Below are 20,688 nucleotides of genomic sequence, written 5' to 3'. Positions count from 1 at the left end.
TGGCATGATAATGTCGCGATGTATCGCCAAGTCAAGGGCATGAAAAAGCCCTGTCGGCTGTAGAGCTGACAGGGCAGTATTATAGATTTGGCGGGCGAAATAATTCTAGTTGTGAGGTTCGCGCTTTTTAGGAACGAAGTAGCGATTGTCACTGTCACGATACCGCCTGTCAGATCTGTGATGGCGCTCGTTCCTCCAATCACGGGATGGGCGATCGCGATCCCAGCGAGGTGGTGGTGGCGGCGCATGACGACGCACACGCACACACCGTCCACGGCGGTCAGTTACACGACCTGGTCCACAGCGATAATCGACTTTATGCGTCAAACCGCTCTGATTGATAGGCTCTGGCATAGAAACAGGCGCTGCATTTGCACCAAACGAAAACATAGCCATAGCAGCGGCCAGCGAAATCATAGAAAGCTTCATATCTTTCTCCATTCATGAGACTTGGCGATATTGGGCAGGGTAGTCGAAGAACAGGCTGCGGCGTCATCACGTTGTGTTTTCAACACACCGATATCATTGATGTTCTTGAAGGCAGAATTTCGTCATCGTTGTCGCGTCTGCGGTCAGCATAATTCTCTCCTGCATAGGTAGAGATATAACTGCGACGGGCGCAATCCGGTTCCATGGTTGATGAAACAAGCCGCGATTCTATAAAAAAACTCTGTCCGAGATTGCTTTGTGAACAACGGCGCAAAACGAAACACCGATTCGCAGTCATCATTCAGCGACAATGAAGAAAGCCGTATCTCGCTGACACGTTGAAAAATGAAACTGGAAAGAGTTAGAGCCGAGGGAGAAAAACAATCCCTCCAAACACTTACAAGAAGTAAGTGGCTCCCCGGGCCGGATTCGAACCAGCGACCAACCGGTTAACAGCCGGTTGCTCTACCACTGAGCTACCGGGGAAGAGGTGCTCGTTGCGTCAGCGAGGTGGCGTATAGCAGGAGGATTTCTGATTTGCAAAGCCCTAATTTCAATTTTTTCCAACTTTTTGCATTCTGATCGTGAAACCCTATATTCTCTGGTATGTTTCCAGATGCGAAGCGCCCTATTCTAACCTGTGAGAAATGCCGAGTGACCGAAGAATACGAACCAAAACCGCGAAAACGTGTGATTGTGATTCTTGGAAAGCGAATCCCTATGCCGCAATCGGTCATGATGCGGAGAGCGCTTGGTGGTACACTCGTTGTTGGCGGCGCATTAGGATTTTTGCCAGTCCTTGGTTTCTGGATGTTACCGCTCGGTTTAATCGTCTTATCCCACGACTCTCACCGTGTTCGTCGCTTGCGACGCAGAAGCGAAATTCACATTTGGCGCAAATGGCTGAAACGTGGTTCGACAACAACAGCGAACTAGTCTTGATAGTCGGCCGCTAAGAATCTTCGTGATACTGTGGACTATCTAGGGCCTGCGGTATTTTAGATGCGAACTTCGGCGCCTGATTTCACCGGGGGTAAGTCGTCTGTATTTTCTTAGAGCGGTTGTAAGATGGCTCTGGCTTGAAAAACTTAGTCGTGCCGCGATAGCGCTGATTGGCATATCTGTTTCTCTCAGCCACCGCTCAGCTTCATCCAGCCGCAAGCTCATCAGATACTGGTGGGGCGTTTGGCCGAAGCTTTCCCGAAAACGGGTTGCAAAGTGCCCGGCCGATATGCCCAGCGCCAATGCCATATCGCGTACGGACACCGGCTCACGGAACTTATCTTTCAAATACGCCTCTATTTGACGAGCTGCATAGCTGCTCAGGCCCGCCGGCATCACCGCCGATGATTGAACCGTCCGAGCATTCCGTTGTAAAAGATGGACCAAAACAGAATGAAGAGAAGCGAGATAGCCTTGCTTCTCTTCGTCATTTTCCATCAGCTGCTCAATAACAAGCTGGCTCACCTGCAGACATTGCTTGCTGGAAAAATTGATAATATTGCCAGCTGTACCTTCCTGGTCAGCCGCACCGTTTTTTTCATTCTCGGCCGGATTGACGATTGTTGGAATGGTTAGCCGCAAATATTCCGCAGGTTCGGTCCAGCAGATTTCCAAGGTTTGTTTTGCCGGGATAATGAAAGCTGTTCCAGCGACATAGCTCGAAATGAATTCGCCGCCACCTCCTGATTTCCACCTTAGATTGCGTATCGGCTCCAGCAATATTATCCCTAAAGTTTGATCCGACACATATACATGCTGACCGATCTCAGTCACGCCATAGGTGAAGCAGCCTTTTGTGGAATTTATCATTTCAGTGTGATGATCTGATCCTGTGTAGGTCGTTGCTTCACGCACAGAACTATGATTTTTATTAGTTTTATCGGTACTTGAGCGCATCTTTGTTCCCGTCCCAAAAAAGCAAATATGAGAATGATTCCGAACGCATGCACGTCTGCCATAGCTGGATTGAATGGTATCGCTGATATAAAAATCGTCCCAAATGCCGCCAGAAGGGCTACATCCACGACGCAGGAAGTTACACAAAAATAATCAAGAATACAATTTATTGGTGTATTTTTCTTTTTTTGCCGGACGGTTCGATCCACAAAATGTGTCCCCACTTTTGCAAATGATTTGCAAAAGCGCTTGTGGATAGCCATTTTCTATTTTATGCAAATGCAAATGATTGGCATTAAGGAGTTGGGGATGATTCGACTTTTCGCGCGGGCTTTGACGGCTGGCCTTACCGGGGGTGTGTTGCTTTGTGTGATGTCTGGCGCAGCTTTGGCTGCTGAAAAATTCAAAGCTGTAACCACATTCACAGTGATTGCCGACATTGCACGCAATGTTGCGGGTGACGCGGCAACGGTTGAATCAATTACGAAGCCGGGTGCTGAAATTCATGGATACCAGCCAACGCCGGGCGATCTTATTAAGGCACAGGATGCGAAACTGGTTTTGTGGAATGGCCTCGGGTTGGAATTGTGGTTCGAAAAATTCTTCTCGCGCCTGAAGAACGTGCCGAGTGCTGTTGCGTCTGACGGTGTTGTGCCGATGGATATTAATGAAGGCCCATATAGCGGCAAACCCAATCCCCATGCTTGGATGTCTCCTACCTCGGCTCTCATTTATGTCGACAATATCCGTGATGCCTTTGTAAAATATGATCCGGCCAATGCGGACATCTACAAGGCGAATGCAGAAAATTACAAAGCGCAGATCAAGGCTGCGATTGATCCGATTCATGTTGAACTTGATTCAATTCCGGCAGACAAGCGCTGGTTGGTAACGAGTGAAGGTGCGTTCTCTTATCTCGCACGAGATTTCAACCTGAAAGAACTATATCTCTGGCCAATCAATGCTGATCAGCAAGGCACGCCGCAGCAGGTTCGCAAGGTGATTGATGCCGTGCGGGAGAACGGCATTACTGCGGTGTTCTCGGAAAGCACGGTCTCTGCCGCTCCTGCAGAGCAAGTCGCGCGTGAAACTGGGGCGAAATATGGCGGCGTTCTTTATGTCGATTCTCTCTCAGAAGCCGACGGCCCCGTGCCAACCTATCTTGACCTTCTGAAAGTCACCTCGAGCACCATTGCAAAGGGCCTCAAACAATGAACGTCCCGATCAGTCATCACACCGAAAATCTCACCGCGCTTGAACAAAGCGCGGCAAACGGTTTGAACGTGAAAGATGCGACTGTAACCTATCGCAACGGGCACACAGCCCTGCGCAATGCGACGTTCAATATCCCGACTGGAACGATTACAGCACTTGTAGGTGTGAACGGTTCAGGCAAATCGACACTATTCAAAGCCATCATGGGCTTTGTACATCTTGCCAAAGGTGAGATCACAATCCTTGGCTTGCCGGTTAAAGAAGCGCTCAAGAAAAACCTTGTCGCTTACGTGCCACAAAGTGAAGAAGTTGACTGGAACTTTCCTGTTCTGGTCGAGGACGTCGTCATGATGGGACGTTATGGCCATATGGGTATGATGCGGATTCCCCGCCGTGCTGATCACGAAGCGGTCGATAAGGCATTGAGCCGTGTCAACATGCTCGAATATCGCAAGCGTCAGATCGGTGAACTCTCCGGGGGGCAAAAGAAGCGCGTGTTTCTTGCACGTGCACTTGCGCAGGACGGCCGCATAATCCTGCTTGATGAGCCGTTCACCGGCGTAGATGTGAAGACGGAAGAAGCAATCGTCACCCTCCTGCGCGGACTTCGTGACGAAGGGCGTGTGATGTTGGTTTCGACACACAATCTTGGCAGTGTGCCGGAATTCTGTGATCGCACGGTTCTGGTCAAGAACACAGTGCTCGCCTACGGCCCGACAGAAGAGATTTTTACGCAAGCCAATCTGGAAAAGACGTTTGGCGGCGTTCTGCGTCATCTGGTTTTGGATGAGGCGACCAAACATAATCGCTCAGCTGTCGGCGTAATCACCGATGATGAACGGCCTTTCGTTCTCTATGAGCAAAACACAAAGGGACACGATTGATGGCCCTTCTGCTCGAACCATTTCAATATGGCTATATGATCAACGCGATGTGGGTTTCTGCCCTTGTCGGTGGTGTCTGCGCGTTTCTCTCTGCCTATCTGATGCTTAAAGGCTGGTCGCTGATTGGTGATGCCCTCTCCCATTCCATCGTTCCGGGCGTTGCTGGCGCCTATATGCTGGGCCTGCCCTTTTCCATTGGCGCATTCTTCTCTGGTGGACTGGCTGCTGCGGCCATGCTGTTTCTCAATCAGCGCACGAAGCTCAAGGAAGATGCGATCATCGGGCTGATTTTTACGGCCTTCTTTGGGCTTGGCCTTTTCATGATTTCATTACGGCCAACCTCGATCAGCATTCAGACAATCGTGCTTGGTAATATCCTCGCGATCACACCAGGCGATATCCTGCAACTGGCGATCATCGGCTTTGTCTCGCTTGCATTGCTGCTGTTGAAATGGAAAGACCTGATGGTGGTCTTTTTTGACGAAAGCCATGCGCGCTCGATCGGCCTAAAACCAACCGCACTGAAAATTATGTTCTTTACGCTGCTTTCGGCCTCGACGGTTGCTGCAATGCAAACGGTGGGCGCGTTTCTGGTGATCTGCATGGTCGTAACACCAGGCGCGACAGCTTATCTTCTGACGGACCGTTTCTCTCGACTTCTATGGATTGCAGTCATTATCGGCGCGCTGACGAGCTTTATCGGTGCCTATGTCAGCTATTTCATGGACGGCGCCACCGGCGGGATCATTGTCGTATTGCAAACACTGGTCTTCCTGACTGTGTTCTTTCTCGCACCCAAACATGGAATGCTGGCAGCCAGAAGACGTGCGGCAAGCGCATTACGGGAGGCGCAGCCATGAGTTTTCCTGACATGCTTTTGATGCCATTTCAGTTCGATTTCATGGTCTATGCGCTGATCGCTTCGGTGCTGATTGCCATACCAACCGCCCTGCTCTCCTGCTTTCTGGTGCTTAAAGGCTGGTCACTGATGGGCGATGCTATCAGTCATGCCGTTCTGCCGGGCGTCGTCATTGCCTATATGGTGGGGCTGCCCTTTGGCATCGGTGCTTTCATTGCAGGCATGATCTGTGCTCTTGCGACCGGATTTCTCAAGGAAAACAGCCGGATCAAGCAAGACACAGTGATGGGCATTGTTTTCTCCGGCATGTTCGGGCTGGGTCTCGTGCTTTACGTATCGGTACGTGCAAATGTGCACCTCGATCACATTCTATTCGGTGATATTCTAGGTATCAACACAGGTGATCTTGTCGAGACCGCAGTCATCGCTGCGGTGACGGCCGGCGTTCTCATCGTCAAATGGCGCGATTTTCTGCTTCATGCATTCGATCCGGCGCAAGCGCGTGCAGTTGGATTGCCGGTAAGGCTTCTGCATTATGGGCTTCTCTGCTTGATTTCGCTGACCATTGTCGGTGTCCTGAAAGCAGTCGGCATCATTCTCGCCATCTCACTGCTCATAGCGCCCGGCGCAATCGCCTTTCTGCTCACCCGTAGGTTCAGCAGTATGATGATTGTCGCAGTGATTGTAGCGGTCGTTTCGTCTTTCATGGGCGTCTATCTGTCGTTCTTCATCGACAGCGCCCCTGCTCCGACAATCGTACTGCTGATGACTGTAATTTTCATTGTAGCGTTCCTGTTCTCATCATGGCGCACAGCGCGAACAGAAGCACAGCATGAGACCGAAACGGCCTGAATAAATAACCTGTAGGTTGTCTTAGAGCGCATCCCGAAAAGTGTGAAACGGCTTTCGGGCAAAGATGCGCGTTAAAACAAATATTTAGAGCGTCGATCTGATCCAATCAGATCGAAACGCGCTCTAAAGCACAACGCATGTCTTTATCCCAAAACTGGTTTCCACTTTTGAGAGACATGCCCAATGTATTGGAGCAGCTTGCGTGCAGCGTGGATAGCTTTGCAACGCTGTCCACGTTTTTTGCACAGCTGCGCATCTCTAGTCATACCACTGTTATAAAACCTCGTTAGATAGCCATATCAACAGGCGGCCAGTAAATGCTGCTCACGATTTTCCAGCGCAATTCAATTTGTTGCTTGTCGAGGTAAAATAAAAATGCTTCAATCCAGATTGCACGGCTGTGCAGAAAAAATAAAACCGGCCGTCGATCCTGGGGAGGATACGCATATGCCTGCGTTTTTGGAGGTAGCGGATGCACGCGTCCGTTATGGCAATAATGAGATTCTTAAAGGTGTAGACCTTTCGGTCAAGAAGGGGGAGTTTGTGGCGCTGCTTGGCTCATCGGGCTGCGGCAAGACCACTTTGCTGCGTGCAATTGCAGGTTTCAACACACCAAGCGATGGCGCGATCCGCGTCGGTGGTAAAGATGTCACTCGCCTTCCACCAGACAAACGCGGCATGGCTCTGGTTTTCCAGTCCTATGCGCTCTGGCCACACATGACGGTTGCCCAGAACATTGGTTATGGATTACGCATTCGCGGAACTGCAAAAGATACAATCCGGCAAAAAGTTCAGGAAGTTGCGCGTCTTCTGGGACTTGACGCCCTTCTTGATCGTAAGCCGGCTGCACTATCCGGTGGCCAGCGCCAGCGTGTTGCACTTGGACGCGCACTGGCTATTGAACCCGATATCTTGTTGCTCGATGAACCGCTTTCCAATCTTGATGCACGTATTCGCCTGTCGGTTCGTCATGAGATCAGCGCCCTACAGCGTCGCCTTGGCATTACCGCGGTTCATGTGACCCATGATCGCGAAGAAGCCATGGTCATGGCTGATCGCATCGTGATCCTGAATAATGGTGAAGTGGCGCAAGCTGGCGCACCCGAAGAAGTCTACAATCACCCGGCTTCTGATTTTGTAGCGGCATTCATGGGGGCTGAAAACCTTATTGAGCTGCCCGTTACAGTCAAAGCTGACCGTATCGAGATTGCCGCCGGAACATATAACAAGGCGAGTACAATTCCGGCGGGGCGTCGCAATTTGTCTGACGGTATTGCTAAAGCACGCTTTCGCAGTGAAGCGGCAAAGCTCACCGCACCCGGGTCGCCCAATTCCGCCACAACGCCGGAACTCATTCTGTCCGGAACCGTCGATCAGACCAGCTATCCGGGCGGCCTTTGGCGACACATGATTAGCGTAGGCGGCAGGCATCTTCTGGTCGATGCCCCGGAAAGTCACGAACCCGGCTCACAGGTAGAAATTCGCATTCCCGAACAGGCTCTATTTCTGTTCGACAAGTGATTTGATCGATCAATTCGGCAGGAAGCTTGAAGATGCACAGGTGTGCATTGCGATGAAACTGCGCCGAAAATCGATCTTAGCAGTGCCTACTGCTCACCACAGGATTGCGGGCCTTAAACTGCCCGCAGCCGCACAAAATTCCCGATCACACCTCACCGGATATCCAATATCCAACCGTCGAAATCTTCCGCTAAGCGGATCAAAGAAGCAGGAACTATTCGATGAAGACGATCCTGAAAACAGCTCTCGTCCTTGGTCTGACGGCGTCGCCCGCGGCAGCCAATGAACTGACCGTTCTGACCGCAGGCGACCAGAACATGGTCGATTATGTGAACGAATATCTCGGCCCATTGTTCGAGAAGGAAAATCCCGGCACGACGGTTCGCGTTGTCGGCACGGGACCGGGCGATGCTGGTTCGCAAAAAATTCTCGAGCGCTTTGAAGCACAATCCAAGGCTGGCGTTGAAAAGTGGGACGCCGACGTTGCCGTTGTCCATGAAAAATTTGCCGGCCCAATGGTCCAAAAGAAGTTTCTCGAAAACTATCGCAGCAAGATCGACAGCGGCAAGCTCGTAACGCGCGGTAACGCCAAGATGGCGCTTGGTACGGATGTTGATGGCTATGTCATGCCAATGTTCAACAGCCAGACCGCGCTTGCCTATAATCCTGCGCTCGTTGCTAATCCGCCGAAAAGCTATGACGAGCTGGTTACATGGGCCAAGGAAAACCCGAAGCAGTTCGGCTATAACGGTATCAAGGGCGGCGCATCAGGCGTGAGCTTCGTGATGGGCTGGATTTATGCCTATGGCGGCGATGCCGACAAACTTATGAAAGGCCCGTTTGAAGAAGGCGAAGCCAAGAACTGGGATAAGGCTTTTGCATCGCTCAAGGATTTCACCACCAATGCAACGCTGACGCCGGGCAATGCCGGTACGCTCGACATGCTGAGCCGTGGTGAAATTGCTATGGGCCCGGTCTGGGTCGATATGTTCTATTCGTGGAAGGCCAATGGTCAGCTTCCGCCAGAAATGAAGCTTGTGCTGCCTTCGCCGGGTATGCCGGGTCAGCCGATGCATTACGTCATTCCTGAAAAGAGCGCCAACAAGGAACTGGCTGAAAAATTCGTGGCACTGGCAACCAGCCCAAAGGTTCAGGCCGAAGGCATCGTGAAGCGCTTCAACTGGTATCCAGGCATTGATGCCGATCACGTCAAGGCAGAACTTGATGCCGATACGTGGAACAAGCTTTTCACCGACATTTCGCCGGAAGATCTGGCCAAATATGGCAAGCCTTTCCCGATTGCACCATACAACACCGCGATCCTGGAAGCTTACGAGCGTCAGGTCGGCAACTAATAAAGGCATAGGCGGGGTGCGTGAGCGCATTTCCAGCAAAAGTGCGAAGCGGTTTTGCGTGAGGTAAATGCGATAAAACAAATGCTTAGAGCGTTTCTCCTGATTCAATCAAAGTAGGAAACGCTCTAATACGCATCCGGTCGATAATTCAAAAATTCGGGGAATATCCATGTCGCAGAGAATGACGGGTTTTCTGCTGGTTGCTCCAGCATTGGCCATCGTGCTGTTTCTGTTCATCGTGCCGCTGTTTGGCTCGATAACCGGTGCATTTCATGTTGGCGAAGACTGGGGTTTCGGCAATTTCACAAAGGCATTCGAACTTTATTCAAGCGATATGCTGTTCACGGTTGTGATTGTCACCCTCTCCTCTGCACTGATTGCGCTTTTTTCCATCGCTATTGGCGGATATTTGACGCTCGGCTCCAATCAACGTGCAGTTACGGTTCTACGCTGGCTCTATCGCTGGCCGCTATTCATTCCTTTCATTGTCGTTGGCCAGATCTTGCGCACCTTTCTTGCCAAGAATGGTCTGATGAACAGCCTATTGATCGAAAGCGGCGTTCTGACACCACTTCAAGCTATGAGCTTTCTCGACTGGCGCGGCATCGTGATCGCGTTCGTCTGGAAACAGACGCCCTTCGTCACATTGCTACTGGCTGGTGCTATGGCATCGATTGATCGCAGCACGATTGAATCGGCGCGCAATCTCGGTGCAGGACGCCTGCGCATTCTAATCGAAATCGTACTTCCGCAAGTGCGCCCAACGCTGCTGGTAGGCCTGATCCTCAGTTTCGTAACCATGATGTCTGTGCTTTCCGTACCGCTCATGATCAACGCCCAATCTCCAACCATGATCACCGCTAATATGGCATTCCGCATTAATGCTTATGGCGATTACGGCGTTGCCAATGCGCTCGGCACCATCTCGCTCCTGATGACCAGTCTGGTTGCATGGATTTATCTCAGACAAACCATGAAGGAGCATGGCTAATGAGCAATGTATTTGACTGGCGCTGGATCCCGCGCGGCATCGTACTTGGTCTATTGGCCTTCGCAATCTTCGGGCCGCTCGCCAATCTGCTTCTTTGGGCAGTTGCAGAACGCTGGTATTTTCCGCATACCCTACCCATTCAGTATGGCTTTTCCTTCTGGGCGAATGTGTTTTCAGCGCGTGGCAATGCGCTTTCCTCGCTCGGAACAAGTGTGGTTATCGCAAGCCTGACGGTGGTCGTCTCGCTCGGTCTTGCTATTCCGGCAGGCTATGCGCTGGCACGATTGAAGCTTCCGTTTCGCGGGCTCGTTCTGCTCATCTTGTTGATTCCGCAGGCATTCCCAAACCTGCCAATCTACGTCAATATCGCGCAGATGTTCTATTCTCTGCGATTGAATGGCACGATTACAGGCGTGGTTCTGGTGCATGTGACCCACGGTCTCGTCTATGCGGTATGGATTGCAACTGCTGCCTTCTCAGCGATTGATCGGGAGTTGGAAGAAGCAGCACGCTCAATGGGGGCGTCTGCCATGAAAACATTCTTCCACATCACATTGCCAATCGCTGCCCCCGGCCTGCTTGCCAGCGCAATTTTTGTGTTCCTTGAATCACTTGATGAGTTCACGGGAACGTATTTTGTGGGGGCACCTGACATTACAACATTACCGCTCATGCTTTATACAGCAAGTTCTGGCGGCAATTATCAGATCGCGTCGATCAGCGCGCTGATCTTGCTGGTGCCTTCAATTGCCTTCATGTTCGTGGTTGAACGTTTCCTGAGAGCTGATGTGCTTTCCAAAGTAGGTCGATAACAATGGCAGATAATGATCGCCTTCAGGATGAGCTTTCAGAACATCTGCCGCGTTTTATCAGCGCTCATGAAGTCGCGGTCGAAGCTGGCGTATCTCGTTCTGCCGTGTCCAGAACTTTTACGCCCGGTGCCAGTGTGTCGCCTTCCACGCGCGAAAAGGTGCTGAAAGCAGCCGAAAAACTGGGTTATCAGGTCAATGATCTTGCGCGTGGTCTGTTGGCCAAGCGCAGCCGTATTGTTGGTATGATTGCGGCTGATCCGGCGAGCCCCTTCCGCTCGCGTCAGATTGCAGCGCTTTCACGCAGGCTGACAGCGCGTGGCAGCGTTCCGGTATTGATCCCAACGGGCCAGCACGGCGAAAACCTTTCAGCCGCGCACCAAACGCTTCTCCGTTATCGAGCGGAGGCGACAGTTGTTCTGTCTGGTATGCCTTCGTCATCCTTTGTCGAACTAGCTCAACGTAACGGACATACGCTGATTGTTGTCGGTCGCAATGAAGATGGTCCGGATCATATCCGGATCAATAACCGGCAAGCGGCAGAAACGGCGGTCGACGTGTTCGTAGCGCGCGGCATGAAACGATTGGGACTTGTGACATCGAATGTTCGTAGCCCTAATCTGCTGGAACGCGAAGAAGCCTATATCGCTCGCGCAAAAAGCCTTGGTCTGGACGTCAGCGTTCAACGGGGGGAATTGACTGATTATGATGGTGGCTTTGCTGCGGCATCACTCCTCCTCAGTGAGCGTGACCGCGTTGAAGCCGTTTTTTGCGTCAACGACCTGATGGCGTTCGGGCTGATTGATTGCGCGCGCGACGTTTTCAATCTCTCTATACCAGACGATCTTTCAGTGATTGGCTTCGACAATGTCACCGAAGCACGTTGGGGTGCCTATAGGCTCACAACGTTTGATCAGAATGCCGAGCGCCTGTCAGCCGAAATTGTCCGTCTGCTCGATGAGCGGCAGAGTGCGCCCAATGCACCGCCACAAATGGTGATGATCGACACTCCGCTTATCCTGCGCGGCAGCGTGCGGCCCCTTAAAACCGATAATACCGCTAACGGAAGCAAAACCTGAATGTCCGATCATTCCATTTGGCTGAGCCCTGCGCATGATGATCTTATCTTTCTCGAAGACATTGTCCGGGATTTAAGCAAACATTTCCATTCGCCAGCGTTCGAGCCGCATGCAACGCTTGTGCCAGACATGAATTGTTCAGCGGAAGAACTTCTGCCACAGGTGATGAGTCTTGCGATTGGACGCCAACCGCTGGAACTGGCAATCGAAGATGTGACAGGAAGCGAGGCGTATTTCCGTTCGTTTTATGCAGCGTTGGAAAAAGCTCCAGCCTTGATGTGTCTTAAACAAGATTCACTTGAAATATCCAGTGAAGCCAGCTTGCAGAGCTTTATGCCTCATGTCTCGCTGGCCTATGGTGTTGACGATTCAGCGCTCAAGCAAACCGAAATGCAACGCTTCGCCAAAGAGCTTTCAGGGCGAAAACTGCGGTTTGACCGTCTGGTGATCGTGAGCTCATCAAGCGATACACCAATCGATGATTGGCATGTAAAACACGAGATTTATCTTAAAGGCTGAGCCAGCCACAACATATGCAGCTGGCTTTTTTAATTAGAGCGCGTTTCGATTTGATTGGATCAGATCAGCGCTCTAAACATTTGTTTTAACGCGCGTCTTTGTCCGAAAACCGTTTCACACTTTTCTGGATGCGCTCTAAAGTGGACGCGGATAGGTGCGGTAGACCTTTTCAATGTCTGCCAGAACTTCGTCTGAAAGCTTTACCTCGCTCGCAGTGATATCGATCTTGAGCTGTTCAACCGATGTCGCACCGATAATGACCGAGTTCATGAAGGGGCGCGTCAGCGAGAAAGCGATTGCCATCTGTGCGATATTGAGACCGTGCTTCTTCGCCACATCGATGTAAGCGCGAATGGCGGGCTCCGAGTAAGAATTATCGCGCCAAAGGCCACCATCGGTGACGGAAGCGCGCGAGCCTTCAGGAATCTTTCCGCCAAGATATTTTCCGGTCAGAACGCCAGCAGCAAGCGTTGAGTAAGCGAGCAAACCAACGTCTTCGAACAAGGATACTTCGGCCAAATCGAAATCAAACTGACGCTGTAGCAAGCCATATTCATTCTGGATTGACACCATACGCGGCAGCTTGTGTTCTTCAGCGATTTTCAGCCACTGCATCGTGCCCCAGGCAGTTTCGTTAGAAAGGCCGACATGACGGATTTTGCCAGCGCGAACCGCATCTTCAAGGCCGAGAAGAACGTCGTGAATCTGCACCGTTTCGGCCTTTGGGTCAACTTTGGATGGATCAAAACTCCAACCCTGACCGAAATGGTAATGCGGACGTGATGGCCAGTGAATCTGGTAAAGATCAATATAATCTGTCTGAAGACGTTTCAGGCTGTCATTCACCGCATCGGCGACACTTGCACGACTTGGCTTAGCGCCTCCGCGTATCCATTCCTGACGTCCACCACCTGCAATTTTGCTGGCAAGGATGACGCGGTCGCGTTTGCCGGATTTTTTGAACCAGTTACCAATATAGGTTTCGGTCTTACCGTAACTTTCCGGACTCATCGGAATGGCATAACCTTCAGCAGTGTCGATGAAGTTGACACCGGCATCGACGGCATAATCGAGCTGTTCGTGGGCGTCGTTTTCAGTATTCTGCACGCCCCATGTCATGGTGCCAAGGCAGATTTCAGTTACATTGAGGCCTGTACGGCCCAAAGTTTTCATTTTCACGAGATTTTTCCGGATCAGTTTGGCCGCAGAACGCGGATTGGACGGATGCGGAATTGATACCCCCGCGACACTGCCGCTGACAAGGCCGCTCGCTAATATTTGAAGCCGCTTATAGGAAACGTTTTGCTGAATAAGGTGCAGGATCGGTAAATGTCTTCTCGCCTGTCATCATTTCAGCAAGCAAGCGGCCGCTGGCCGGTCCAAGCGTCAAACCATGATGGGCATGACCGAAATCAAACCACAGCCCCTTATGGCGTGGTGCTGGCCCGATCACTGGACGCATGTCTGGCAGACAAGGACGTAACCCGAGCCAAGGTTTCGCTTCCACAGCATTACCCAGTTGCGGTAAAAGGCGGCGAGCAACCTTTTCTGCTCGATTAAGCTGAATAAAATTAGCAGGCGCATCGGGCGAAGCGAACTCGATGCCTGTCGAAAGGCGCACTCCCTGCACCATTGGTGCAAGTACATAACCGGCTTCCTCGTCGACCAGTGTATGACCGAGCCGAGCACCATCCTGCATTTCAAAATGCATGTGATGTCCACGCTTGATACCAAGCGGAATTGCATAACCGAAATTCTTGAAAATCAGACCGGACTGAGGACCAAGAGCCACCACAACATCGCGTGCAGAGATCGGACCTTGTTGAGTGGTCACCTGCCAACCATTTCCGGCTTCAACGAGTGAGGCCGCATCACCATTTACGAAAGTTCCACCGTTTTGCCGGAAAAGATCGGCATAGGCTTGCACGAGACCACCGGGATTGACGATCGTCTTGGGGTCAAGCCAATGAATGCCGCCGGCAACCGCACCAAGGGTCGTTTCCCTCTGCCTTAGCGTATTGGAATCAAGCACGTCATAGGCGAGATTATAGGGTTGCAATTGAGGGAGGCGTTGCATGGCCGCATTGAATGCTGACTCATTGCGGAACACCTCGATCCAGCCCTGCGAACGAACAAGCCTTTCACAACCAGCTTGGGTGATCAGCAGATCATGTTCGCGAACACTCGCTTCAATAAGCGGCAGCATTGCATTTGTTGCAATTTTTAGCCGTTCTGGTGAGGATTCACGCCAGTATTGGAACAGCCAGGGCGCGATGCGCGACACATAGAATGGATCATAGCGCACGTCGGAACGGCGATTAAGGCCATAGCGTAGAAGTGTGCCAAAGCCTTGAGGGAATGAATACGGAATAACGCTGGAACGTTCGATAAGACCAGCATTACCATAGCTCGTGCCCTGCCCCGGTTCGCCTCGATCAACCAGAACAACCGAACGACCGCGCGCTTGCAGATGCAGCGCTGCGGAAACTCCGACGATACCCGCCCCCAGAACGATGACATCTTGTTGCTGCATGGTATTCCCGCCAATCCCATCACACGAAAGAGCGCGCTGACGATGTGCCAGCGCGCTCTTGCATACATCAAAGAGTGAAACTTTTTACAAGTAACTTATCTTCGATCAATAAATATCGAAATCGAAATATTTCTTCACCACAGTTGCATAGGTGCCGTCCTCGCGAATTTTCTTGATCGCGGCGTTGAACTGCTCACGCAGATCGTTGTCGTCCTTACGCACAGCAATAGCTGTGTCAGTCTGCGTACCTGGCACATCGCCAATCAGTTTGCAGCACTCACCGCCGTCGCCCTTAATCCAATCGGAAATTGGGAACTTATCCGAAATGACGGCATCAAGGCGCCCACTTTTGAGATCGGCATTGGCTTCATCTGCGGTCGGATAAAGTTTCACATCGGCACCGGCTTTACCGTAAACATCTTCGGCATAGGTCGCCTGCGTGGTTGATCCCTGTGCGCCGATTGATTTACCCTTGAAGGCTTCTGCGTCGAGCGCAGTAATCTTGCTGTCTTTAGGAACGGCAACCGAAAGCGGTGTCGAATAATATTTGTTGGTGAAAGATACTTGTTTCTGACGCTCTTCAGTCACGCTCATCGACGCAATGACGGCATCAAATTTGTTGGCCTGAAGGCCCGGAATCATACCGTCCCAATCATTGGCGACGATCGTGCACTTGGCTTCCATCGCCTTGCAAAGCGCATTCGCAATATCAACGTCCAACCCCTGCAAAGAACCATCAGCCGCAACGAAATTGAACGGAGGATAAGCACCTTCCGTCGCAATCTTGATTTCCTTCCACTCTTTCGCCTGCGCTGGAAGTGCGGCGATAATGGAAGCGACGCCTGCGAACAGGATTGATTTCAGCATAATATTCCCCTTGACCGTTGTTATGGTTCTGTTTTGCAGGTTGCCCGCCCGCAATATTATGAATCGAATGAAGCACCGGACGCCGCTTGTTTCAAGTTAAAGATTGAGCGGCGTCCGATAATTTTATCAATAGATGTCGAAGTCGAAATACTTCTTGCGGATTGTCTCATAAGTGCCGTTGTCACGGATCTTTTTGATCGCTGCGTTGAATTGTTCACGCAGATCATCGTCACCCTGACGCATGGCAATAGAAATCTTGGTTTCAGAACCTGGGATATCGCCCAGGAACTTGCAGCAATCAGCGCCCTGCTTCTTCAGCCAATCAGCGGCGAGGAACTTGTCAGCTGCGATAGCGTCAATGCGGCCGTTTTCGAGATCGGCATTTGCTTCGTCAGCCGTTGGATACAGCTTCACATCTGCGCCAGCCTTGCCATAAACATCGTCTGCATAGTTACCTTGCGTGGTGCCGGCTTGCGCGCCTACAGTCTTGCCGTCGAATGCAGAAGGCTCAAGCGAGGTAATGTCGGTGTCTTTAGGAACCACGACTGCCAGTGGCGTCGTGTAATAGCGATCCGAAAAAGCAACCTGCTTTTCACGCTCTGGTGTGATTGCCATCGAAGCAATAACGGCATCGAACTTATTGGCCTGCAGGCCCGGGATCATGCCATCCCAGTCATTGGAAACGATCTCGCACTTGGCTTCCATGGCTTCGCAAAGCGCATTGGCAATATCAATGTCGAAGCCTTCAAGCTTGCCGCTTGGCGACATGAAGTTGAAGGGCGGATAGGCGCCTTCACTGGCAATACGGATTTCTTTCCATTCCTTTGCCTGCCCAGGCAAGGCAAGAACGACAGAGGCCAGTCCGGCCAGCAAAATTGTTTTAAACATCGCTTCCCTATTCCACTTCTTAGTCGCGGGCTTTTTTAAGCTCTCAGTTTGGCCTGCCCGCACAGCCAAACAAATTCAATTACAACTTTGATGTCATTGACTGAACGCAAAATGACCCGTTGCGTATTAAACGCAACAGGTCTGATGTGCCTTAATGGTGCTTTCAGGCAACGAGACGAGTCGCGTGATCTTCCTGAGCATAGGCTTTGCCGAAGCGGTTTGCGAGGAATGCATCAAGCGTGATGTCTTCCTGACGAACAAAACCCTTCTGTGCAATTTCGCCCTTGGCCAGCATGTCAAGCACAGCGCAAATCGCCGAAGCAGTCGTGATCTGAATACCCGAACGAACGATTTTGCCAACCTGATTGGCATAAACCTTGTTCGCATAAGTTTCTTGAACCAGACGACCGTTCTTGGTGCCGGAAACGGTTACGAAGATCACGATAACGTCCTGCAATGTGCTTGGCAGAGCATTTTCGAAAATGTCCTTGAGCACTTCACGGCGATGACGAAGACCAAGATCGTTGAGCAGCGCCTTCATGAGCGCAACGTGTCCCGGATAACGGATCGTGCGGTAGTTAAGTGTGCGAACCTTGCCTTCGAGCGTATCGCAAAGCGTGCCGAGGCCGCCCGACGTGTTGAATGCTTCGTAGGTCACGCCGTCGAGCGAGAATTCTTCGCGTTCTTCGAGCGCTGGAACCTTGGTCAGCTTGCCGTTTACGATGGCTTCGCATGGCTCGATATATTCGTTGATCAGGCCGTCAGTGCTCCAGGTGAGGTTGTAGTTCAGAGCATTGGACGGGAATTCTGGCAGGGCGCCAACGCGCATACGCACGTTTTCGAGCGTGTCGAAGCGCTTTGCGAGATCGTAAGCAACGATCGAGATGAAGCCTGGAGCCAGACCGCACTGTGGAATGAACGCAGTCTTTGCATCCTGTGCGAGTTCCATGACGCGCTTGGTGCTGGCAACGTCTTCGGTAAGGTCGAGGTAATGAACGCCGGTCTTGGCTGCGGCTTCTGCAATGAGCGTGGTCAGCTGGAAAGGTGCAGCGCTCAGAACTGCAAACTTACCTGTCAAAACAGCTTCAAGTGCCTTGGCATCAGCAATGTCAAGGGCCTGCGTCTTGACTTCCGCACCCGTGTCCAGCGCATCGAGCTGAGCCTGCGAACGGTCAACAACCGTTACAGCGTAATCACCAGTCGAAGCCAGAAGATCGGCAATGGTCGCGCCGATTTTGCCCGCGCCTACAACAACGATCTCTTTCATGTCTATTCCCCTTTGATAAGGCAAGTTGGGTAATGCAATTTCGATGGATAAAGGATCTCACAATTTTCGGCGAAAAGAAGCATTTAAACTGACGATTTCACGTTGTTTGTTTGTACAATATGACGTATTTAATATGCATTATGACGACAAATGCTGACCTCGCCCTCATTGCCCTGTTGCGTGAAAACGCCCGCGCCTCCACAGCCGACCTTGCAAGAAGGCTCGGCGTGTCACGCACGACCGTACAAAGCAGGTTGGAAAAGCTGGAAAAGCGGGGCGTAATCGAAGGCTATACCGTTCGAATCGCTCCGGAATTTGAACGTGATCTGGTGCGTGCGCATGTGCTGGTGACAGCGCTGCCGAAATTTGCACCAAAGGTTGAAGCCGCATTGCGTGGCATCATGGCTGTGCGCACGTTGCACTCGGTCAGCGGTCATTTCGATATGATTGTGGTGGTCGAAGCGCCATCGATTCAGGAACTGGATATCGTGCTCGATAAAATCGGTGCGCTCGAAGGTGTTGAGCGCACCATGTCTTCGATCATTCTTTCGACGCGAATTGATCGCTGATTTTATTAGTTTCCAACAAACTCGAATTTATCGACATCGACTAGTCCGCGATCTGTGATCTTCAGATGTGGGATAACTGGCAACGCAACAAAAGCCAGCTGAAGGAATGGTTCTTCAAGAACTGAGCCAAGCTCTTCGGCTGCATGGCGAAGCTCGCGAAGCTGCTCTCGGACTGTTTCATAAGGTTCAATGCTCATCAGTCCGGCAATCGGCAAGGGCATTTCTGCGAGCACTTTGCCGTCGCGCACAACGACAAATCCACCTTCAATTTCACCCAAGCGGTTGGCGGCGGCTGCAATGTCTTCATCCGAGACGCCGACAACGCAGATATTGTGGCTGTCGTGGCTGACAGTCGAGGCGATAGCCCCCGCTTTCAAACCAAAGCCATGGACGAAACCTGTGGCGATATTGCCATTTTTTCCATGCCGCTCGACGACTGCGATTTTGACAACGTCGCGCTCAAGATCGGGCTCAACGCCATGTGGTCCCACCTTCAGGTCAAACTCGAGGCTTTCGGTGATGATTTTGCCTGGAACAATGCCAATTGCACGCGTCTTGCCGCTATTGGATTGCGACCTGAAGTTTGACGCGCTGACTGTTGGCGCTTTCACACTGTTGCGTCCAACTTCTGCAACCGGATTGCGACCTGAAAACAGTTTTTCTGAAACCACCCTGCCCGCCGAAAGTACGATTTCGGCATGACAACCTTCAAGGCTGTCAACGATCACGAGATCAGCGCGTTGTCCCGGTGCGACCAGTCCGCGATCAAACATGCCAAATGCACGTGCTGCTGAAACACTGGCTGCGCGATAGATAGCAAGCGGCTCAACGCCTCCGGCAATTGCCGTGCGGATGAGATAATCAAGATGTCCCTGATCAGCGATGTCTAGAGGATTTCGATCATCCGTGCAGAGCGCGAGAAACTGCGAATGGCGCTCGGTAATAATCGGCATCAAAGCATGCAGGTCTTTGGACACTGAGCCTTCACGCACAAGCACATGCATACCCTTACGCATCTTCTCAAGCGCTTCCTCAGCACTTGTCGCCTCGTGTTCAGTGCGAATTCCGGCAGCGATATAGCCATTCAGATCAAGCCCGCGCAGAAGCGGTGCGTGACCATCGATATGACGTCCCTGAAATGCTTTGAGTTTCGCCATGCACTCGGGGGCTTTGGAGAGAACGCCTGGAAAGTTCATGAACTCGGCCAGTCCTATGACCTTGGGATGATCGGCAAAAGGCAGCAGATCGTTGATCAGAAGTTCAGCGCCAGAGGTCTCCATATGTGTTGCAGGCACGCAGCTCGAGAGCTGAACGCGAATATCCATGATGGTTTCAAGCGAACTATCGAGGAAATATTGCAGGCCTTCCGCGCCCAGCACATTCGCAATTTCATGCGGATCGCAGACGACAGTGGTAACACCCTGTGGCAATACACAACGGTCGAATTCATGCGGCGTGATATGCGAGGATTCAATATGTAAATGCGTATCGATAAAACCTGGTACGATGATGCGTCCCGAAATATCTATTTCCTGTTTACCCTGATAGTGCCCAAAGGTGCCCACGATGCGATCACCGCTGATCGCAATGTCGCTTTCAACCAGTTCACCGGTTACAAGATCAAAGAAGCGGCCACCTTTCAGCACGATGTCGGCGGGTTCACGACCGGCCCCTTGATCGATCATCTGTTCAAGCATTGGCTCACTCCATTCAAATTATTTTCGGAATCAATTTCCCGAAAATACCATACAGCGGCTCCAGTTAAGACTGAATCGTTGGAACCGCTGTAACTATTTGTTTTTATGCATTGTCCAATGCAAAACCGGCATCCACTTTTGCTGGAAATGCTTTAGGCCGTGGTGACGATTTAACTTATCAGCGGCGCGAGCGGGATTTTGACGCTGGCGAGGAGAAGTGAGCGATGAGGAGTTATTCCTCCTTGAGCGAACTTCGACAAAGCCAGAGGGGAAATCCGCCGCGTCCCTTGAGGGATATGGTGAAAATCGCCCATCTTGTCGTCGTAAAACCTCAATGGAGAATACTCCACCTTCGGTTTTACTCCTAAAGCTGAACGATTTTCCCTCATACCGCTGCAAAAGTGAAATCGTCACCACGGCCTAGAGCGCATCCCGAAAAGTATGAAACGGTTTTC

The 20,688-nt window shown here is 51.5% G+C and carries 20 protein-coding genes and 1 tRNA gene; 12 read left to right on the top strand and 9 right to left on the bottom strand.

The features are described 5' to 3' along the window. Window positions 1-105: 105 nt before the first annotated feature. Both CEV33_RS23635 and CEV33_RS04125 read right to left on the bottom strand, forming a co-directional pair. Entirely contained in the window at window positions 106-429 is a 324-nt protein-coding gene (locus tag CEV33_RS23635; RefSeq protein WP_141211562.1) for a hypothetical protein, read from the bottom strand. A 411-nt stretch (window positions 430-840) separates the two neighbouring features. After that, window positions 841-915, bottom strand: a tRNA-Asn gene (locus tag CEV33_RS04125). Between the two features lie 168 nt (window positions 916-1,083). Here CEV33_RS04125 and CEV33_RS04120 point away from each other — a divergent pair. After that, window positions 1,084-1,365, top strand: a complete 282-nt coding sequence (locus CEV33_RS04120) for a hypothetical protein (RefSeq protein ID WP_094539167.1) — start codon at window positions 1,084-1,086, stop codon at window positions 1,363-1,365. A 45-nt stretch (window positions 1,366-1,410) separates the two neighbouring features. Here the strand turns inward: CEV33_RS04120 and CEV33_RS04115 are convergent, their stop codons facing one another. Further along, window positions 1,411-2,328, bottom strand: a complete 918-nt coding sequence (locus tag CEV33_RS04115; protein ID WP_235818358.1) for a helix-turn-helix domain-containing protein — start codon at window positions 2,326-2,328, stop codon at window positions 1,411-1,413. A gap of 309 nt (window positions 2,329-2,637) precedes the next feature. On the opposite strand from CEV33_RS04115, the gene CEV33_RS04105 reads away from it, so the two are divergent. The 10 genes from CEV33_RS04105 to CEV33_RS04060 all read left to right on the top strand — a co-directional run bounded on the left by CEV33_RS04105 (window position 2,638) and on the right by CEV33_RS04060 (window position 12,412). Then, window positions 2,638-3,543: a metal ABC transporter substrate-binding protein gene (locus CEV33_RS04105; RefSeq protein WP_094539252.1), complete on the top strand. Its 906-nt coding sequence runs from the start codon at window positions 2,638-2,640 to the stop codon at window positions 3,541-3,543. Continuing rightward, window positions 3,540-4,427: a manganese/iron ABC transporter ATP-binding protein gene (locus tag CEV33_RS04100; RefSeq protein ID WP_094539164.1), complete on the top strand. Its 888-nt coding sequence runs from the start codon at window positions 3,540-3,542 to the stop codon at window positions 4,425-4,427. Before CEV33_RS04105 ends, CEV33_RS04100 begins: the two co-directional genes overlap by 4 nt. Next, window positions 4,427-5,287, top strand: a complete 861-nt coding sequence (locus CEV33_RS04095) for a metal ABC transporter permease (RefSeq protein ID WP_094539163.1) — start codon at window positions 4,427-4,429, stop codon at window positions 5,285-5,287. The genes CEV33_RS04100 and CEV33_RS04095 overlap by 1 nt, the downstream gene beginning before the upstream one ends. Then, a complete protein-coding gene (locus CEV33_RS04090) occupies window positions 5,284-6,138 on the top strand; it encodes a metal ABC transporter permease (RefSeq protein WP_094539162.1) in 855 nt (284 codons plus the stop codon). Before CEV33_RS04095 ends, CEV33_RS04090 begins: the two co-directional genes overlap by 4 nt. 447 nt (window positions 6,139-6,585) lie before the next feature. Further along, window positions 6,586-7,659, top strand: a complete 1,074-nt coding sequence (locus tag CEV33_RS04085) for an ABC transporter ATP-binding protein (protein WP_094539161.1) — start codon at window positions 6,586-6,588, stop codon at window positions 7,657-7,659. 221 nt (window positions 7,660-7,880) lie between these two features. After that, the gene (locus CEV33_RS04080; RefSeq protein ID WP_094539160.1) at window positions 7,881-9,014 is read left to right on the top strand and encodes an ABC transporter substrate-binding protein; all 1,134 of its coding nucleotides are present in this window, start codon (window positions 7,881-7,883) and stop codon (window positions 9,012-9,014) included. A gap of 169 nt (window positions 9,015-9,183) precedes the next feature. Next, complete coding sequence (locus tag CEV33_RS04075; RefSeq protein WP_094539159.1) at window positions 9,184-10,005, top strand: ABC transporter permease; 822 nt, start codon at window positions 9,184-9,186, stop codon at window positions 10,003-10,005. After that, window positions 10,005-10,817: an ABC transporter permease gene (locus CEV33_RS04070; RefSeq protein ID WP_024896257.1), complete on the top strand. Its 813-nt coding sequence runs from the start codon at window positions 10,005-10,007 to the stop codon at window positions 10,815-10,817. Before CEV33_RS04075 ends, CEV33_RS04070 begins: the two co-directional genes overlap by 1 nt. Before the next feature lie 2 nt (window positions 10,818-10,819). After that, window positions 10,820-11,893 carry a LacI family DNA-binding transcriptional regulator gene (locus tag CEV33_RS04065; protein ID WP_094539158.1) on the top strand — a complete coding sequence of 358 codons (1,074 nt, stop codon included), beginning with the start codon at window positions 10,820-10,822 and terminating at the stop codon, window positions 11,891-11,893. Beyond that, window positions 11,894-12,412 (top strand): 2'-5' RNA ligase family protein, encoded by a 519-nt coding sequence (locus tag CEV33_RS04060; protein ID WP_094539157.1) that lies wholly within the window; start codon window positions 11,894-11,896, stop codon window positions 12,410-12,412. 135 nt (window positions 12,413-12,547) lie between these two features. Here the strand turns inward: CEV33_RS04060 and CEV33_RS04055 are convergent, their stop codons facing one another. From CEV33_RS04055 to CEV33_RS04035, 5 genes are all read right to left on the bottom strand, one after another. Continuing rightward, entirely contained in the window at window positions 12,548-13,585 is a 1,038-nt protein-coding gene (locus CEV33_RS04055; RefSeq protein ID WP_094539156.1) for an aldo/keto reductase, read from the bottom strand. Window positions 13,586-13,700: 115 nt separating this feature from the next. After that, window positions 13,701-14,945, bottom strand: coding sequence for an NAD(P)/FAD-dependent oxidoreductase (locus CEV33_RS04050; RefSeq protein ID WP_094539155.1), 1,245 nt, complete (start codon window positions 14,943-14,945; stop codon window positions 13,701-13,703). Between the two features lie 105 nt (window positions 14,946-15,050). Next, the gene (locus CEV33_RS04045; protein WP_094539154.1) at window positions 15,051-15,812 is read right to left on the bottom strand and encodes an ABC transporter substrate-binding protein; all 762 of its coding nucleotides are present in this window, start codon (window positions 15,810-15,812) and stop codon (window positions 15,051-15,053) included. Window positions 15,813-15,938: 126 nt separating this feature from the next. Next, window positions 15,939-16,700, bottom strand: a complete 762-nt coding sequence (locus CEV33_RS04040) for an ABC transporter substrate-binding protein (RefSeq protein WP_094539153.1) — start codon at window positions 16,698-16,700, stop codon at window positions 15,939-15,941. A gap of 163 nt (window positions 16,701-16,863) precedes the next feature. Further along, on the bottom strand, window positions 16,864-17,967 hold the full coding sequence (locus CEV33_RS04035) for a saccharopine dehydrogenase family protein (RefSeq protein WP_094539152.1): 1,104 nt from the start codon (window positions 17,965-17,967) through the stop codon (window positions 16,864-16,866). A gap of 140 nt (window positions 17,968-18,107) precedes the next feature. Here CEV33_RS04035 and CEV33_RS04030 point away from each other — a divergent pair, with 140 nt between their 5' ends. After that, the gene (locus tag CEV33_RS04030) at window positions 18,108-18,536 is read left to right on the top strand and encodes an Lrp/AsnC family transcriptional regulator (RefSeq protein WP_167388119.1); all 429 of its coding nucleotides are present in this window, start codon (window positions 18,108-18,110) and stop codon (window positions 18,534-18,536) included. Window positions 18,537-18,541: 5 nt separating this feature from the next. Here CEV33_RS04030 and ade read toward each other — a convergent pair whose 3' ends face one another. Next, a complete protein-coding gene (gene ade, locus CEV33_RS04025) occupies window positions 18,542-20,233 on the bottom strand; it encodes an adenine deaminase (RefSeq protein WP_094539150.1) in 1,692 nt (563 codons plus the stop codon). Window positions 20,234-20,688 lie beyond the last annotated feature (455 nt).

Source organism: Brucella grignonensis, from assembly GCF_002252505.1.
Classification (GTDB): domain Bacteria; phylum Pseudomonadota; class Alphaproteobacteria; order Rhizobiales; family Rhizobiaceae; genus Brucella; species Brucella grignonensis.
This window is presented reverse-complemented; position numbering and strand designations above follow the sequence as displayed.